Source organism: Pseudomonas sp. NPDC087346 (assembly GCF_044744235.1).
Taxonomy (GTDB): domain Bacteria; phylum Pseudomonadota; class Gammaproteobacteria; order Pseudomonadales; family Pseudomonadaceae; genus Aquipseudomonas.
On record NZ_JBIUXX010000005.1, the window covers coordinates 1 to 16048 of the forward strand.

13 protein-coding genes are annotated in these 16048 nt (G+C 60.0%); 2 read left to right on the forward strand and 11 right to left on the reverse strand.

Features of this window, described 5'->3' with window-relative positions; all coding sequences use genetic code 11:
• The 7 genes from ACIOZM_RS04550 to ACIOZM_RS04580 form a co-directional block, all read right to left on the reverse strand.
• Positions 1-392, reverse strand: a 392-nt coding sequence (locus tag ACIOZM_RS04550; protein ID WP_401209928.1) for an Hcp family type VI secretion system effector, incomplete at its 3' end; no start/stop codon positions are given.
• Between the two features lie 335 nt (positions 393-727).
• Positions 728-2110: a VOC family protein gene (locus ACIOZM_RS04555; RefSeq protein ID WP_401209931.1), complete on the reverse strand. Its 1383-nt coding sequence runs from the start codon at positions 2108-2110 to the stop codon at positions 728-730.
• Positions 2111-2198: 88 nt separating this feature from the next.
• Complete coding sequence (gene glcF / locus ACIOZM_RS04560) at positions 2199-3419, reverse strand: glycolate oxidase subunit GlcF (protein WP_401209934.1); 1221 nt, start codon at positions 3417-3419, stop codon at positions 2199-2201.
• Positions 3420-3421: 2 nt separating this feature from the next.
• Positions 3422-4471 (reverse strand): glycolate oxidase subunit GlcE, encoded by a 1050-nt coding sequence (glcE, locus tag ACIOZM_RS04565; protein WP_401209937.1) that lies wholly within the window; start codon positions 4469-4471, stop codon positions 3422-3424.
• The gene (glcD, locus tag ACIOZM_RS04570) at positions 4471-5970 is read right to left on the reverse strand and encodes a glycolate oxidase subunit GlcD (protein ID WP_401209939.1); all 1500 of its coding nucleotides are present in this window, start codon (positions 5968-5970) and stop codon (positions 4471-4473) included. The genes glcE and glcD overlap by 1 nt, the downstream gene beginning before the upstream one ends.
• A gap of 187 nt (positions 5971-6157) precedes the next feature.
• Entirely contained in the window at positions 6158-7084 is a 927-nt protein-coding gene (locus tag ACIOZM_RS04575; protein ID WP_401209942.1) for an alpha/beta fold hydrolase, read from the reverse strand.
• 21 nt (positions 7085-7105) lie between these two features.
• Complete coding sequence (locus ACIOZM_RS04580; RefSeq protein WP_401209945.1) at positions 7106-8560, reverse strand: flavin-containing monooxygenase; 1455 nt, start codon at positions 8558-8560, stop codon at positions 7106-7108.
• A gap of 191 nt (positions 8561-8751) precedes the next feature.
• On the opposite strand from ACIOZM_RS04580, the gene ACIOZM_RS04585 reads away from it, so the two are divergent.
• Positions 8752-9822 carry a diguanylate cyclase gene (locus ACIOZM_RS04585; RefSeq protein WP_401210412.1) on the forward strand — a complete coding sequence of 357 codons (1071 nt, stop codon included), beginning with the start codon at positions 8752-8754 and terminating at the stop codon, positions 9820-9822.
• A 211-nt stretch (positions 9823-10033) separates the two neighbouring features.
• Entirely contained in the window at positions 10034-11266 is a 1233-nt protein-coding gene (locus ACIOZM_RS04590) for a M20/M25/M40 family metallo-hydrolase (RefSeq protein WP_401209948.1), read from the forward strand.
• Between the two features lie 154 nt (positions 11267-11420).
• Here ACIOZM_RS04590 and ACIOZM_RS04595 read toward each other — a convergent pair whose 3' ends face one another.
• From ACIOZM_RS04595 to ACIOZM_RS04610, 4 genes are all read right to left on the reverse strand, one after another.
• The gene (locus tag ACIOZM_RS04595) at positions 11421-12290 is read right to left on the reverse strand and encodes an oxaloacetate decarboxylase (protein ID WP_401209951.1); all 870 of its coding nucleotides are present in this window, start codon (positions 12288-12290) and stop codon (positions 11421-11423) included.
• A 161-nt stretch (positions 12291-12451) separates the two neighbouring features.
• Complete coding sequence (gene astA / locus ACIOZM_RS04600; RefSeq protein WP_401209953.1) at positions 12452-13486, reverse strand: arginine N-succinyltransferase; 1035 nt, start codon at positions 13484-13486, stop codon at positions 12452-12454.
• Positions 13487-13508: 22 nt separating this feature from the next.
• A complete protein-coding gene (locus ACIOZM_RS04605) occupies positions 13509-14525 on the reverse strand; it encodes an arginine N-succinyltransferase (protein ID WP_401209956.1) in 1017 nt (338 codons plus the stop codon).
• Positions 14526-14643: 118 nt separating this feature from the next.
• On the reverse strand, positions 14644-15993 hold the full coding sequence (locus ACIOZM_RS04610) for an APC family permease (RefSeq protein WP_401209959.1): 1350 nt from the start codon (positions 15991-15993) through the stop codon (positions 14644-14646).
• Positions 15994-16048: the final 55 nt, after the last annotated feature.

The following is a 16048-nucleotide window of genomic DNA, read 5'->3' on the forward strand; positions in this document are numbered from 1 at the left end:
TGGCAGTTGTGCATTTTGTTGTTGATGGCGACGATGATCGAGTCTTCCAGTTTGGTGGTGTAGTAGTGCTCTTGGGTACCTTGAGCAGAAGTGCGATACCACTGGATAACGATTTCGCTCATGCGCTCGCCCGAGGTCAGAGCAGCTTGCAGCAGAGGCGAGGCTTTGTCGTAGACCTTGGTGATGATGACCGGCTTGTGAACGCGCTGGCCGGTTGGCTGACCGGATTGCGGGTCACGCGGGATGATCACGTCGTGCTGGAATGCCTGAACCATGACCTGGTCTTCATGACCTTCCTGGTAGGTGTTGCCAACGGAGTCGGCGGTGAACGCGCCGGCAGTGATCAGGCCTTGTTTTTCGCCGGTGACGGACATGTACGCTGGTGTTGCCATGAGGGTGCTCTCCTTGCTGACTGATTTAGGGTGCCCGGGAGGCGAAATCGCCCGGTGGGTACCTGAATCGTTATCAAGGAATGTGCCAACAGAATGGGCCTCCATAGGAAACAAAGAGTTACCGATTCAGTGCGGTTCACGGGACGAAAATACCGAGAGAATCAGGCCTGAAGTGCGCAAGAAGTTGCGCAGTACTGCGCAACTTCTTGCGCACTTGGCTGCAGGCCGCGTCAATCATGGCCTGTAGCGGTTTTGATGAGGTTTTTCGCGAAACAAGTGCGCAACTTCTTGCGCAGTAAGGCCTGGTGCCATCATTGGCTGGAAAAGCAAAAAATCTACCGATGCGAGAGCAGCGCCAGACACTCATCAATCGAACGCTGCTGTGTCTCGGCATACAACCCCAACTCATCAATCGTCGAACGCCCCAGTGCCTGCTCGAATGCCTGCCGATTCGAGTGTTCACCATAGTGGGTCTGCGCCGCATCCCCGAGGTTCGACTGAAAAATCCCCGCCGCACTGACCGGCAGGAAATCTTCGTACACCAATGGCTCCGCTTTCACATGGCCTTCGCGCAGATGTTCCTGCAGTGACGCACCCGCAACGCCCTGCGCGGCGTGGCCTTTTTCCGTGACGACATAGCGAAAGTACGCCAGATCCTGTTCACGCATGCCTTCGATGCTGTCAGGGAATTCGCCAAAGTGCCGGCTCATCAGTGCGTTGTAGCGGGCGGCATTGGCTTCGTTGGGGAATTCGCCGAGTTCATCGCGGGCAGCGTTCAGCAGGCGGTCATACAACGCACGGCCCTTGGGTGTCAGCGCCGCGCCGCGTTGTTCGATCTCGCCGAAACGCGCGCTGTGGCTGCCCCGGCTGTCGCTCTGGTCGGTAAACGCAATCGGTTCGTCGAGCGCCTTGAAACTGGTCTGGCGCAGCAGGATCGGGCATTGCCGGCGCGGCGGGCCTTCGACCACGGCTTTGGGCGTGATGCCATGCGCCGGCATTTGCGCCTGCACGATGTCGATGTCCAGCGTACGCGGGGTCAGGTGGTTGATGTGCGGGCCTTTGAATGCCACAACATCGGCGATCAAACGGTGCTGGGCGCTGAGCGTCTGGTATTGCGCGGCGGTGACGGTAGCGCTGTGATGCCAGCGAAAGGTTTCCAGTGCCTGCAAGACAAACTCTGCGGCCTCAACCTCGTCCAGTCCGCCCGCCGATTCCGCCTGCGCGATCAAACGCAAGGCCGTCGGGGTGAAGATCGACCGCTGATCCAGCACTGACTGCGCGAACGCCCGCAGCTCGGAGTCTTCGATCAATTCCAGGCGCAACAACGAGGTAAATACCCGAAACGGGCTGACTTGCAGCGCCGTTTCATGCACGGCGCGAAACGCCGTCGAATGCACCGGCACGCCCGCCGGGGTCAGGTCGTAATAACCTACCGGTTGCATGCCCATCACCGCAAACAGGCGGGCGAGGGTGGCCAGTTCCTGCGCGGTGCCAACGCGAATGGCGCCGTGGCGTTCCATGTCCAGGCGTTGGATTTCGCCAGTGCTGTCGAGTTGCCGGGCGATGTCCGGTTCACGCGCGAGCACGTCGCGATTGGTCTGTTCCACCAGTCCCATCAGCGCGCCGTACAGCGGCACTTCTTCGCGGTACATGTCGGACATCGCTTTGGAAAAGCGTTGGCGGATCAGGTCGGGGCTGACGAAACGCTGCTCGGTCATGAAAAAAATTCCTGCCACGGTCATATAGAGGATGGAGGAAAAGATCGCAGCCTTCGCTGACGTCGGCAAACGAAGAATCCTACGGACTTCATTCTGCCAACGACTGATCCACCAGTTCGATCCAGTGTTTAACCGGCGTGCGTCCGGCGCTGGCGAGGTGGCTTTGGCAACCGACGTTGGAAGTGACGATCAGTTCCGGGTGACCGCTTTCCAAGGCATTGAGGCGGCTGTCGCGCAACTGCCGCGCGAGCGTCGGCTGGGTCAGTGAATAGGTGCCCGCCGAACCGCAGCATAAATGCCCGTCCGGCACTGCCGTCAGATTGAAACCCAGTCGAGAAAGCACTGCTTCCACCGCGCCACCGAGTTTCAATGCGTGTTGCAGGGTGCACGGGCAATGCACGGCGATTCGTCGCTCAGTCGCCGCGCAGACCTGCTCCAAAGGTTCTTGCGCAAGTATTTGCACCAGATCCAGCGTCAGTTCGCTGACTCGCCGCGCCTTGTCGGCATAGCGCGGATCATGCTGCAGCAAATGCCCGTAATCCTTGATGAACGCGCCGCAGCCACTGGCGGTCTGCACGATGGCTTCGGCGCCGTTTTGCAGATGCGGCCACCATGCGTCGATGTTCTGTCGGGCACGGTTGAGGCCTTTCTCCTGGGCGTCGAGGTGATAGTCCAACGCGCCGCAGCAACCGGCCTCGCTGACCGCAGTCACGCTGATACCCAATCGGTCCAGGACCCGCGCCGTCGCATCATTGGTATTCGGTGAAAGCCCAGGTTGCACGCAGCCTTCGAGCAACAGCACACGTCGCGCATGGCGTGACACAGGGCGCAGGCCTGATGTCGGCAGATGCTGCGGCAGTTTGCTTTCAAGCATCCGTGGCAGCAGCGGACGAAACGTCGTACCGACCCGCAGCAAGCCTTTGAACAGTGCAGGATTCGGCGCCAACGCACGCAACCCTTCACGCAGCAAACGCTGGGCTGCCGGACGTGGCACGGCCGCATCGACCACTGCCCGGCCGATGTCCAGCAGGTTGTGATAATCGACGCCGGAGGGGCAGGTGGTTTCGCAGTTGCGACACGACAGGCAGCGATCCAGATGCAGTTGAGTCTGCGCGGTGGCCGGTGCGCCTTCGAGCACTTGCTTGATCAGATAGATTCGCCCGCGTGGGCCGTCGAGTTCATCGCCGAGCAGTTGATAGGTCGGACAGGTGGCGTTGCAGAAACCGCAATGCACGCAACTGCGCAGAATCTTTTCTGCCTCGGCGGCGCGGGGCAGGCGTCGGGATTGTTCGCTGAGAGTGGTTTGCATGCCTAGAGCTCCGGGTACATCCGGCCGGGGTTGAACAGTCGCTGCGGGTCGAGTTGCGTCTTCAGTTGCCGGTGATAACGCATCAGCGTCGGGGCCAATGGCTGGAACGGCTGATCGCTGGCGCCGTGGGTAAAACAGGTGGCGTGCCCACCGAGTTCCTGAGCGAGAACCTGAATGTGCTCCGCGTCAGATTTCAACCAGCGTTGCGCACCGGCCCAGTCGATCAGTTGTGCGCCCGGCAGTTCCGCTGGCCCGAGGTTGTTGGGCAATGACAGGCGCCACAGCGGCAGGCCCTCGTCGAAAAAACTCAGACGGTGTTCATTCAGATCGCGCCAGAACGTCGAGTCCAGCGGTTCACCGCCGAGTCGTTGATGCGCGGCAGTCACCGAACCTTCGCCACCCTCCAGACGCAGATACAGACTGTTGCCATCGTGACACGCGGCACTGATCGGCAGCGGTTGCTGGCCCCACTCGGCAAGCTTGGTCAGCGCTCGCGGGCAATCGATATCGAGGCGAATGCTCAAGCATTGCCGAGGTTTGGGCAGCACTTTCAATGAGACTTCGGTGAGCACGCCGAGGCAGCCGAAACTGCCGGCCAACAGCCGCGAGAAATCGTAGCCCGCGACGTTTTTCATCACTTCACCGCCGAAGCGCAGATGCTCGCCATGACCGCTGATGACGCGTGTGCCGAGGACAAAATCCCGCACCGAGCCTGACCATGGCCGCCGAGGCCCCGACAATCCGGTCGCGATCATCCCGCCGACCGTGGCGACTTCGCCGAATGAGGGCGGTTCGCACGGCAGCATTTGCCCGGCGTCATCCAGTGTCGCGAGCAGCTCGGACAACGGTGTGCCGGCGCGTACGCTGACCACCAGTTCGGTCGGCTCATAACTGACGATACCGCGATGGACACGCGTGTCGAGCACTTCACCGGCGACTTCGCGACCAAGAAACGCCTTGCTGTTGCCGCCCTGAATTCTCAGCGGTGTGCCGTTGGCGCGTGCCTGATTGACCTGATCGAGAAGCGCATCGGCGGCATCGAAGTCAGCCATCAGAAACGCTCCAGCTCGGGAAACGGCAGTTGTCCGGCATGAATGTGCATCGCTCCGAACTCGGCGCAACGGTGCAGCGTCGGGATATTTTTCCCCGGATTGAGCAGACCGTGCGGATCGAAAGCGGCTTTGACCGCGTGAAACAGACTCAGCTCCTGGTTGTTGAATTGCGCGCACATCTGATTGATTTTTTCCCGGCCGACGCCGTGTTCGCCGGTGATGCTGCCGCCGACTTTCACACACAGTTCGAGAATCTTGCCGCCCAGTGCTTCGGCGCGCTCCAGTTCGCCGGGGACGTTGGCGTCGAACAGAATCAGCGGATGCATGTTGCCGTCACCGGCATGGAACACGTTGGCCACGCGTAAACCGTATTCCGCGCTGAGGCGGGCGATGCCTTGCAGCACGCCGGGCAATTCGCGGCGGGGGATGGTGCCGTCCATGCAGTAATAATCCGGTGATAAACGGCCAATGGCCGGGAACGCATTTTTGCGCCCGGCCCAGAACCGCACGCGTTCGGCCTCGTCGCGAGCCTGACGGACTTCGCTGGCGCCCGCCTTGGACATGACGTCGCGGACGCGTTGGCAATCGTCATGAACATCGGCTTCGACACCGTCCAGTTCGCACAGCAGGATCGCTTCGGCATCCACCGGGTAGCCGGCGTGAATGAAGTCTTCGGCGGCGCGAATCGCCAAGTTGTCCATCATCTCCAGGCCACCGGGAATGATCCCTGCCGCGATGATTTCGGCTACTGCCCGGCCAGCCTTTTCCACTGAGTCGAAACTGGCCAGCAGCACTTTCGCTACTTGTGGCTTGGGCAGCAGTTTGACCGTGACTTCGGTAATGATCCCCAGCAAACCCTCGGAACCGGTGAACAGCGCCAACAGGTCGAAACCCGGCGAATCGAGGGCTTCGCTGCCCAGCGTCAGGCGTTCGCCCTCGATGGTCAGGACTTCCAGTTTCAGCAGGTTGTGCACAGTCAGGCCGTACTTCAGGCAATGCACGCCACCGGCGTTTTCCGCGACGTTGCCGCCGATCGAACAGGCGATCTGCGAGGACGGGTCCGGCGCGTAATACAGGCCGAACGGCGCGGCAGCCTGGGAAATCGCCAGATTGCGCACGCCGGGTTGAACCCGTGCGGTGCGTGCGGCGGGGTCGATGTGCAGGATCTGGTTGAACCGCGCCATCACCAGCAGCAGGCCTTTCTCCAGTGGCAGTGCGCCGCCGGACAGCCCAGTGCCAGCGCCGCGTGCGACCACCGGGACACGTTGTGCGTGACACAGTTTCAGCAGCGCTTGCACTTGATCCAGCCGCCGGGGCAGGGCGACCAGCATTGGTGTGGTGCGGTAAGCCGAGAGGCCGTCGCATTCGTAGGGTTTGAGTTCTTCTTCGCGCCAGAGGATGTCGAGGTCGGGTATTGCCTGCTGCAAGGCTTTGAGCAATTCGGTTTTGTTGACTTCGGGTAAGGGGCCGTCGAGGCGTTCGTCGTAGAGGATGTTCATTGCCGCCCGCTACTGGTTATAGGTTCTTTTGTGGTGAGGGGATTTATCCCCGATGGCTGCGAAGCAGCCCTGATGCGGACACCACGCTGAACCAGATAGAACGCGTTCACTTGATTGGGGCCGCTGCGCAACCCATCGGGGATAAATCCCCTCGCCACAGGAACCGAGGGGCGGCCACAAAAAACATTCATCGCTGACTTCCCAAGAACTCCCGGTACAGCCGAGCGGTACTCCCCGGTTGTTCAACCATCGGCATGTGCCCGACGTTGTCCCACACCTCCACGCGCAGATTGGCGATACCTTTGCTCCACACCGGTACGCTGCTTACATCAATCAACCGATCCTTGCGCCCCCACAGCAGCAGCGCCGGGCATTTGATGTCGGCCAGTTTCGGCTCCATCGGCGGACTGGCGTGAAAGTCGCGGAAGATCTCCTCCAGCTCATCACGCTGCTGTTCATAGCGCTGGGCAATGGCGTCCAGCACCAGTCCCGGCACCCACGGCGGCGAAGCCATGGTCATCGCGTAGAAGTTGCGGAACTCTTCCCGGGAATTGATCAGGAACGGGTTATGCCCACGGGCCAGATGACGCTCCATGTCGCTCATCTCCGGCGCAGTGACGCCGGCCGGGTCAATCAGCGCCACTGAGGCGATCCGGTCTGGATAAGTCGCCGCCAGCCACGCGGCGATGTAGCCGCCCATCGAATTGCCGATTACATGCACTTTCTCCACGCCGCAAACGTCGAGTAACTGGATCATGCGCTTGGCCTGCAACGGGATGTCGTAACCGCCGCCGGCCTTGAAGCCGGTTTCACCGTGGCCGGCGAGGTCGGGGATGATCACCCGGTATTGGCCGACAAAATGCCGGGCGCAGCGTAGCCAGATGTTTTTTTCGGCGCTGTAGCCGTGCAGCATCAGGATCGCGCTGGCGGCTTCGTAGGGGCCGCCCTGCCAGGTCGAGACGCTCATTTCAGCGATCGGCACTTCGATTTTGTGCAGGCGATACAGCTTGGCCTCGATAGCCATGCTCAGGTCATACAGCCAATGACCGACCGCCGGATAACTCAACCAGCTCCAGGCCACGAAAACTGCGAGGGCGACAAACAGCACAAGCATCGACGTCTTCCTTTTACGTGTTCAGGACAGAATGTGGTCGGCCGGTTTCAGCGCCCGGGTCAACCGGTAATAGCTGAAACTGAACCCCGGAAACATTGCGATCACATGACCGCTCTTGCTCTGATACCAACTGTGGCAACCGCCGGACTTCCAGACCGTGCGCTCCATCTCCTGGTGGATCATTTCAGTGTAGGTACGTTCCGCTTCGGGCCGCACTTCGATGCTGCGCAGGCCTTTGGCGTGCAGGGTGCGGATGCAGTCGAGGATGTAGTTCATCTGCGACTCGATGATGAACAGCGCTGAAGTATGGCCGATCCCGGTGTTGGGGCCGGTGACGATAAACAGGTTGGGAAAGTCCGGCAGACTGGTGCCGAGATAGGCGCGCGGGTATTGCGCCCAGACGTTCTTGAGCTGCACGCCGTGCTTGCCGGTAACCGGATAGGAAATCACCCCATCGGTGGCGTCGTAGCCGGTCGACCAGACGATCAGGTCTGCATCGATGTGCTGGCCGTCCGTGGTGACGATGCCGGTTTCGTCGAGCGCGGCGATGCCTTGTTCGCGAGTGTGCAAGGTCACGTTGGCGCGGGTCAGCGCCGGGTAATAGGTGCTGGAAAGCAGGATGCGTTTGCAGCCGATGGTGAAATCCGGAGTGAGTTTTTCGCGCAAAACCGGGTCGGGCACCTGGCGCTTGAGAAAACGCAGGGCTTGTTGCTGCACCAGATGAATCGCCGGTTTCGAATATTTGAAGGCGATCACCCGGGTTTCGAATTGCCAGTAGATCAACCAGCGCAACAATTTATCGGCCGGTTTCAAACCCAGCAGCCAGCGCTGAAAACGGCCGAAGGTGCGATCGGCACGGGGCAATACCCAATGCGCTGTGCGCTGGAACACATGCAACTGTTCGACCTGCGGCGCAATGGCCGGAATCACCTGCGCCGCGCTGGCGCCACTGCCGATGATAGCCACGCGTTTACCGCGGTAGTCGTAGCTGTGATCCCAATTGTTTGTGTGAAATGTCTTGCCTAGAAAGCGTTCCTGCCCGGGGAATTGCGGGATCACCGGTTGGCTTAATGGCCCGGTGGCATTGATCAGAAACTGCGCGTGAAAGATGCCCTTGGCGCCCGTGTGCACGACCCAGTGCTTTTCCGTGTCATCCCACTCGACGCGCTCGACATTGGCTTGCAGTTCGACGCGCTCACGCAGGCCAAATTTGTCGATCACGTACTCGGTGTATTGATGCAGTTGCGCCTGTTCGGCAAACATCTGCGACCAGGGATACGGCGCGAATGACAGCGAATACAGCGGCGAGGGGACGTCAACCGCCGCGCCGGGATAGGTGTTCTGGCACCAGGTGCCACCGAAGAAATCCCGTCGCTCCAGCAAGCGAAAGTCATTGATACCGGCCTTGAGCAAGTTGACCGCCGCGCACTGGCCACCAAAACCGCTGCCGATGATCAATACCTGGTAGGTCTGCATGGGCCTCCTTCTTATAGTCGTTATTCCGTTTTCCTCCTTTCATGTATAGCTAAAAATTCGCACTGTGCGCGGTCACAATGACGCGGTATTCAGGGCGCTGGTCGGTGATGGCTATTTAGCGGCTCCCTGATAGACTCCCATCACATCCGTCTGACGGTGTGCGCAGGTTCCGTTGAGTGTTCGAGGCCCTTATGGGAAGCACGGGGGGAAAAGGACTTTCATTGGCAAGGAGGCTATATACATCGCGAGCCCTCGGGTTGGTTCTGGGGCTGGTGTGCGTCAGTGTGGCCATGTACCCGCTCGATCCGCCGGCATGGGTCTGGGGTCTGATGCTGTTCAACGGCCTGGTCTGGCCGCATCTGGGCTATCAATGGGCACGCCGTGCGCGAGTGCCGTATCACGCCGAATATCGAAATCTGCTGGTCGACGCCTTCATGGGCGGCTTCTGGGTCGCCGCCATGCATTTCAATCCGCTGCCCAGTGCCACGACCATTTCGATGATGGCGATGAACAACGTCGCCATCGGCGGTTTACGTTTTCTCGCGGCAGGTCTGGCGGTGCAGATCCTTGGGGTCGGCGTCGGTCTGGTGGTGTTTGCGCCGGCGCTGGTCATGCAAACCTCGCCGGCGCAGCTGTATGCCTGCCTGCCGCTGTTGATGCTGTACCCGCTGGCACTGGGCTGGATCTGCTTTCGTCAGGCTTACACCCTCGGGCGACAGAAGCGTGAATTGCTGGCGCTGAGTCGCACCGACAGCCTCACCGGTCTGCTCAACCACGGCGCCTGGAAAGATCAGCTGGACATCGCCTTCCAGCGTTGCAGGCTGCAGAAGCAGGGTGCCGCGATTGCGCTGATCGACATCGACCATTTCAAAGCGATCAACGACACCTACGGCCACGTCGCCGGCGATATCGTGCTGCGCCAGTTGAGCAAAATGCTCAAACAGAACCTGCGGGCTGCCGATGTGGCGGGGCGTTATGGCGGTGATGAGTTCTGCGTGATCCTCCCGGATTTGCCGCTGTTCAATGCGGCGCAGGCGATGGAGTCGCTGCGCGAGCGGTTCTCTACTCTGGGTTATGAACAGAGCCCGGCGCTGACGGTCAGCCTGAGCATTGGCCTGGCGGCTTACGATCCGGCCCATAGCGATGCGACTCGTTGGCTCAATGATGCCGATCAGGCCCTGTATGAAGCCAAGGCCAACGGACGTAACCGGGTGATCTGCAACAGCGATCGGCCACATCACGAGTTGCTCGACTCGGTCTGAACGCTCACCAAATCTCCCCTGTAGGAGTGAGCCTGCTCGCGATAGCGGTGTGTCAGTCACCGAAAATGGTGGCTGACACACCGCTATCGCGAGCAGGCTCACTCCTACAAGGGTTTGTGTTGTTGATTAGGTTTGTGTCGCATCCGGCATGGAGCCTCGTGTCGAAGTCGGGTACGGTTTCAGTCCCCCGACACGAAACAAGGATCGATTCATGACGTTCCATCTCCCGCGTACTCTGCTCGCTGCCAGCCTTGGCCTGAGCCTCGCTTTCTCTACCTCCAGCGCTTTCGCCGAACCACACAAACAAGTGCTCGCCGATGCCGAACAATACAAACCCGAAGCCCTGAAACTGCTGGAACGACTGGTCAACATCGACTCCGGTTCAGGTTATGAACCGGGGCTCAAGCAAGTCAGCGACATCGCCATCGACGAACTGAAAAAACTTGGTGCGACCATCGAACTGGTGCCCAACACCCCAGAAAAATCCAGCCATGTGCTGGCGACTTTCAAAGGCACCGGCAAGGCAAAAATTCTGCTGATGGCGCACATGGACACGGTGTTCAAGGAAGGCTCCGCTGCTGAACGACCATTTCATATCAAGGATGGCCGCGCTTATGGGCCGGGCGTGATGGATGACAAGGGCGGAATCGTCGCCGGCATCTATGCGCTGAAAGTTCTAAAGAACCTCGATTTCAAGGACTACGCGCAAATAACCTTCCTGCTGGATGCCAGCGAGGAAACCGGCTCGGACGTCGCCACCGACCTGATCAAGAAAACCGCGAAACTCCACGATGTGACCCTCAATCTCGAACCGGGCCGTCCGGCCGATGGCTTGGTGGTGTGGCGCAAGGGCAGTGCCACGGCGCTGGTCGAAGTCAAAGGCAAAGCGGCCCATGCCGGGGTCGCCCCGGAACTGGGGCGCAACGCGGCAATGGAGGTCGCGCATCAGATTTTGCAACTGGGCAAACTCGGTGATGAGGAAAAGAAAACCACGATCAACTTCACCGTGCTCAAGGCCGGTGATCGCACCAACGTGATCCCGGATCAGGCCACGGCCAAGGCTGATGTGCGAGCGGCAGTGCCGGAAGAGTTCGACCGGATCGAAAAGGATCTGGCGCGGGTATCGCAGGACAAATTGATTCCTGACACCGAAGTGAAAACCACTTTGCAACGCGGTCTGCCGCCGATGCCGCAAACGGCTGAGTCGGATCGATTGATGGCGATGGCGCAAGGGATCTACGGCGAAATCGGTCGCAAATTGACCGAGGAAGGCAGTGGTGGGGCGGCGGATGCGAGTTTGTCGGCCGGGGTGGGAACGCCGACACTGGATGGCTTCGGGATCGTCGGCGGCAATATTCATACGCCGGAGGAATACGCCGAGGTCGAGAGCGTCGCGCCACGGATTTATCTGCTGTCGCGGATGATCATGGAGTTGGCCAAATAGCCACAGGCTGATCGTGCTTCAGTGTTGTTGCTGCTGGCCTCATCGCGGGCAAGCCACGCTCCCACAGGATTTTGTGGTGATCATGAATTTATGGTCAGACACATAACCTGTGGGAGCGTGGCTTGCCCGCGATGGCGTCAGCCGGGTTTCCACATCACTCTTTGACGCTCATGTATTCCTTCGCCCAGAGAATGTATTCCTCAGGCTGGGTATAGGTGTGCGTCAGTTCGGTCGCGCTCAGGTCCGAAGCCTGAGTGAAGATCTGCCGCTGTTCGCGCAGGCTGTCGTAAGTCGCCTTGATTGCGGCAAAGTACGCGCCGTGGCCATCGATGGTCACGCGCACGCCGAGTTCGGCCAGACGCTTGTCGTCGCGCAGTGCCGGGTTGCCGTAGGTGACCAGCATCAGCGGCACAGTCAGGTGTTCGGCGATCTGTTCGAGGTGGTTGAAGTCTTGTACCCCGACCATGCAGATGCCATCGGCACCGGCCTGTTGATATTGCTTGGTGCGGCTGATGATTTCCTGCACGGGCAGGATGCCGGCGTTGGTACGGGCGATGATCGCCATTTCCGTATCGACCCGGGCTTCGAGTGCTGCGCGGATCTTGCCGACGCCTTCAGCGACGGTGATCAAGTCCGTGGACTTACGACCAAATTGTGCCGGCAGCAGCGTATCTTCGATGGTCAGCGCGGCGACACCGGCGCGCTCCAGTTCGACGATGGTGCGCATCACATTGAGCGCGTTGCCGTAGCCGTGGTCGGCATCAGCAATGAACGGCAACTGGGCGACGCGGCCAATGCGCGTGGCCTGCTCGGCGAATTCGCTAAGGGTGATCAAGGCAAAGTCGGGGGCGCCGAGTACCTGCAACGAGGCTACCGAGCCACCGAGAATCCCTACTTCAAAACCCAGGTCAGCGGCGATGCGCGCGGACATCGGGTCGAACACCGAGGCCGTGTGGTAGCAGGTGTCGGATGCCAGCAGTTGACGGAAGTTACGGCGCAAATCTTGATGGGAAAGCCTGGTCATACGAGTTCCACCAATACAAAGGAATGGAAAGGCTTGAGCAAATGTGTCAACGCCGAAGAATGAAAAGGCTATCACGCGAATGGGTCAAGGATCATGACGAATTTTCTGACGGTGCCAACTGGAGGAGACTGAAATCCTCCCTGTGGCGAGAGAGCGGCGGTTTAGGCCGCCACGGCATGCTGTTGCTGATTGGGCAACAACACCGCCCGCACCGAGTTGCCCGGTTGCAGTTGCAAGCGCTTGGCGGTGAGGCGGTCGACCACCAGACTGTTGCCTACCCGGCGGGCCGGCGCCACGGTGATTCGGCAGTTTTCCAGCCGTCGGTTGTGGATCAGCCATAGCGGCGCCTGATCATCCGGCGTGCCGATGCTCAGGGTCAGCGCCAGGCTGTCACGCACGGTGCGGATGTTCGGAATCGAGGCCTCGATGACCGGCCCGCCATCGAAGATATCGATGTAGCCCTTATGTACAAAACCCTCCTCGCGGAGGATTTTCAGCGCCGGCTCGGTATTGGGATGCGGTTGCCCGATCACCGCTTGTGCCTGTTCGGTCAGCATGCAGGTGTACAGCGGTTGGCGCGGCATCAGTTCAGCGATGAACGATTTGTTGCCTAGCCCGGACAAGTGGTCGGCGTGGCTGAAATCCATTTTGAAGAAGTGCCGGCCCAGACTGTCCCAGAACGGCGAGCAGCCCTGAGCATCGGCACTGCCGCGCAATTCGGCGATCATCCGGTCGCCGAACAACTGCGGGAACTCGGCGACGAACAGCAGACGCCCAAGCGACAGCAGTCGGCCATTGCTGCCATGCCTTTGATCCGGGTGCAGGAACAGCGAGCAAAGCTCGGATTGTCCGGTGAGTTCGTTATTCAGAAAAAGCGTCGGAATTTGCCGTGAAATGCCGAGATCCGGCGCCGAACTGACGGTCAGCCCGACGCGATAGTTGTACCACGGCTCACGCAGGCCGACGGCCCCGGACATGGCGCTGACACCCACCACGCGCAGGTCATCGTCTTCGAGTACAAACAGGTAATCGGCATCGGCACGTTCGATCTGCTCGGCGAAAGCACGCTGTGCCCAGCGCACCCGATGGGCCAGGCGTTCTTCGTTGGCCGGAAGAGTAGTGAACCCCGGGCCGGCTTGTTGTACCAGGTTCATCAGCGCAGGCAGATCACTGACTTTGACCGGACGGACGATCATGCGGTAACTCCTTCGGCACGGTTCACAGAGCAATCAGCCGAATCGGGCTGCCCGCAGTCACGTTCAGCGCGGCACACATGGACGGGGTGAGGGTCAGCGGTTGCCCGGGTTGGTAATCCAGTTCGGCGATGATCGCGCGGAAACCCTGTAATTCGTCGTTGCTCAACAAATAGCGGCCACGGGCATCGATCAACGTGCGCTGCTGAGCGACCGCCGTTTGGCTCCGGGCAATCGAACGGATATTGGCAGTGCGTGCATACAGCGTCGGGCCGGCGTCGAACAGGTCGATGTAGCTGTTGGTTTCAAAGCCTTCGCGTTCCAGGATGTCGAACGCTTCCTGGCCATCCGGGTGGATGCGGCCAATGCAGTCCTGAGCTGCCTGGGACAGCATCGGTACATAAATCGGGTATTGCGGCATCAGTTCAGCGAGAAACGTGCGGCTTTGCAGCCCACACAGGCGCTCGGCTTCAACATAAGGCAGGTCGAAGAAGTGCTTGCCCAGTGCATCCCAAAATGGCGAATGACCGTCCTCGTCGCTGTAGCCGACGATTTCGGTGATCACCGCATCGGAAAAACGCGGTGCATGGGCGGCGATGAACAGCAGGCGCGCCCGTGAGAGCAATTCGGCAAACGGGGTTCGTGTCAGTGCGGCGTCGATGTGAAACCCGCGCAACAGCGTGTGGCCGCTGAGGTCGTGGCACAACGACAGCGCCGGCACGCCGTGTTCGATGTTCAGCTCGCGCGAGGCACTGGTGAAGTGCCGGTTGCGCAAGCTGTAGAACGGTTCTTTGTAGCCGGCAGTGGCGAGAATTTCCGAGCAGCCGAGCAGGCGTTGCTGTTCGGTGTCTTCGAGTACGAAAAAGTAATTTTCCGGGCCCTGAGCCAGCGCCGGGGTAGCAAATGATGCGCAGGAGGCAGCAATTTTTGCCCGCAGGTGCTCGCTGTCGTCCGGCAGGGATGTCACTCCCACCAGGCTGTCGCGGGCCAGTTGCTGCAACTGAGGCAGGTCGGTTAGCTCGACTGGGCGTAAGACCAGCATGGATGCACTCCTGTATCAAAGGGTTCGGCGAATCCGCCGAACCTGACTATCACTGTCTGGTTCCACGCTTTAAAGCGGCGGTCGCCTGATTTGTTGTCAGACGCCGCCCTTTTTCTTGTCAGCCATTGCTCGGGTCAGGCAGCGCGGTGCTGGCGCCGAGCTTGTTCAGGAAGAACAGGTAAACCAGGCCCAGTGCGATCCAGATCAGGCCGAGTTTCTGTGCTTCGACGCCCATGTTGTACATGATGGCCGCGACGATGATGAAGCCGATCACCGGGCAGATCAGGTGACGGATCACCTGGCCGGACTTCTGCCGACGCCAGTAGTAGTTGATGACTGTCAGGTGCAGCAGCATGAAACCGCTGAGCGCGCCGAAGTTGACCAGTGAAGTCAGGGTGTCGACCGAGTCGATGAACAGGTAGCAGATCACCAGCGACAGCACGGCTACCAGATAAATGCTCAGGTACGGTGTGTTGTGTTTCGGATGCACCTTGGCCAGCACTTTCGGCAGCTTGCCGTCACGGGCCATGCCGAACAGCAGGCGCGATACTGCGGCTTGCGAGGTGATCGCCACCGCGACGCCCCAGGCCAGTGCCGTAGCCACGGCAGTCAGCGTTGCCAGCCAGCTGCCGCCAGCGATTTCGGCAACTTCATAGAACGCGGTGTCTGCCGACTTGAAGCCCAGGCCCGCCGCCAGATCGGTGGCGATCCAGGTCTGCACGACAAAAATCACCCCCATCACCACCAGGGTGATCAGCGCCGCTTTGCCGACGCTGCGGCCCGGGTCGCCCTTGATCTCTTCGGCAAGTGTCGAAATCGCATCGAAGCCGAGGAACGACAACACCGCAATCGACACCGCTTGCATCAGCAGCGCGAAGTTGAAATTTTCCGGGTGATACAGCGGCGCCAGGGTCAGTTCGCCGTTACCGCCGCCGTTGTGCAGGGCAGTCCAGGCGTAGAACAGGAAGATCCCCAGCACCACCAGTTGCGCCAGCAGGAAGACGATGTTCATCCGTGCGGTGAAGGTGATGCCGCGCAGGTTGACGAAGGTCGCGCTGACCAAAAACGCCAGGATGAATCCGACTTTCGGAATGTCCGGGTACAAGTGGTTAAGTGCCATCGCCGCATAGACGTAGAGCAGCGGTGGAATCAACAGATAGTCGAGCAACATCAGCCAGCCGGCGATGAAACCAACGTGTTGGTTCAGGCCGCGCTGCGCATAGGAATACACCGAACCTGCTATCGGGAAAGCCTTGGCCATGCTGCCGTAGCTCAATGCGGTGAACAGCATCGCGACCATGCCGATGATGTACGCCAGCGGCACCATCCCCGGTGCCTCGGCATTGACGTAGCCGTACACGCCGAACGGTGCGATGGGGATCATGAAGATCATCCCGTACACCACCAGATCGGTGAGCGTGAGGCTACGTTTCAACTCTTGCTTGTAGCCGAACTCTTCAATTTCCATGAAGCGCAACTCCTTGTCAGCCTGTCTATCGTTTTAGTTGTTATGTCGGTCCATC

Coding starts and splice junctions, on each gene's coding strand:
- ACIOZM_RS04555 (WP_401209931.1), bottom strand. CDS start 2,110: ATGACCGAGCAGCGTTTCGTCAGCCCCGACCTGATCCGCCAACGCTTT.
- glcF (WP_401209934.1), bottom strand. CDS start 3,419: ATGCAAACCACTCTCAGCGAACAATCCCGACGCCTGCCCCGCGCCGCC.
- glcE (WP_401209937.1), bottom strand. CDS start 4,471: ATGGCTGACTTCGATGCCGCCGATGCGCTTCTCGATCAGGTCAATCAG.
- glcD (WP_401209939.1), bottom strand. CDS start 5,970: ATGAACATCCTCTACGACGAACGCCTCGACGGCCCCTTACCCGAAGTC.
- ACIOZM_RS04575 (WP_401209942.1), bottom strand. CDS start 7,084: ATGCTTGTGCTGTTTGTCGCCCTCGCAGTTTTCGTGGCCTGGAGCTGG.
- ACIOZM_RS04580 (WP_401209945.1), bottom strand. CDS start 8,560: ATGCAGACCTACCAGGTATTGATCATCGGCAGCGGTTTTGGTGGCCAG.
- ACIOZM_RS04585 (WP_401210412.1), top strand. CDS start 8,752: ATGGGAAGCACGGGGGGAAAAGGACTTTCATTGGCAAGGAGGCTATAT.
- ACIOZM_RS04590 (WP_401209948.1), top strand. CDS start 10,034: ATGACGTTCCATCTCCCGCGTACTCTGCTCGCTGCCAGCCTTGGCCTG.
- ACIOZM_RS04595 (WP_401209951.1), bottom strand. CDS start 12,290: ATGACCAGGCTTTCCCATCAAGATTTGCGCCGTAACTTCCGTCAACTG.
- astA (WP_401209953.1), bottom strand. CDS start 13,486: ATGATCGTCCGTCCGGTCAAAGTCAGTGATCTGCCTGCGCTGATGAAC.
- ACIOZM_RS04605 (WP_401209956.1), bottom strand. CDS start 14,525: ATGCTGGTCTTACGCCCAGTCGAGCTAACCGACCTGCCTCAGTTGCAG.
- ACIOZM_RS04610 (WP_401209959.1), bottom strand. CDS start 15,993: ATGGAAATTGAAGAGTTCGGCTACAAGCAAGAGTTGAAACGTAGCCTC.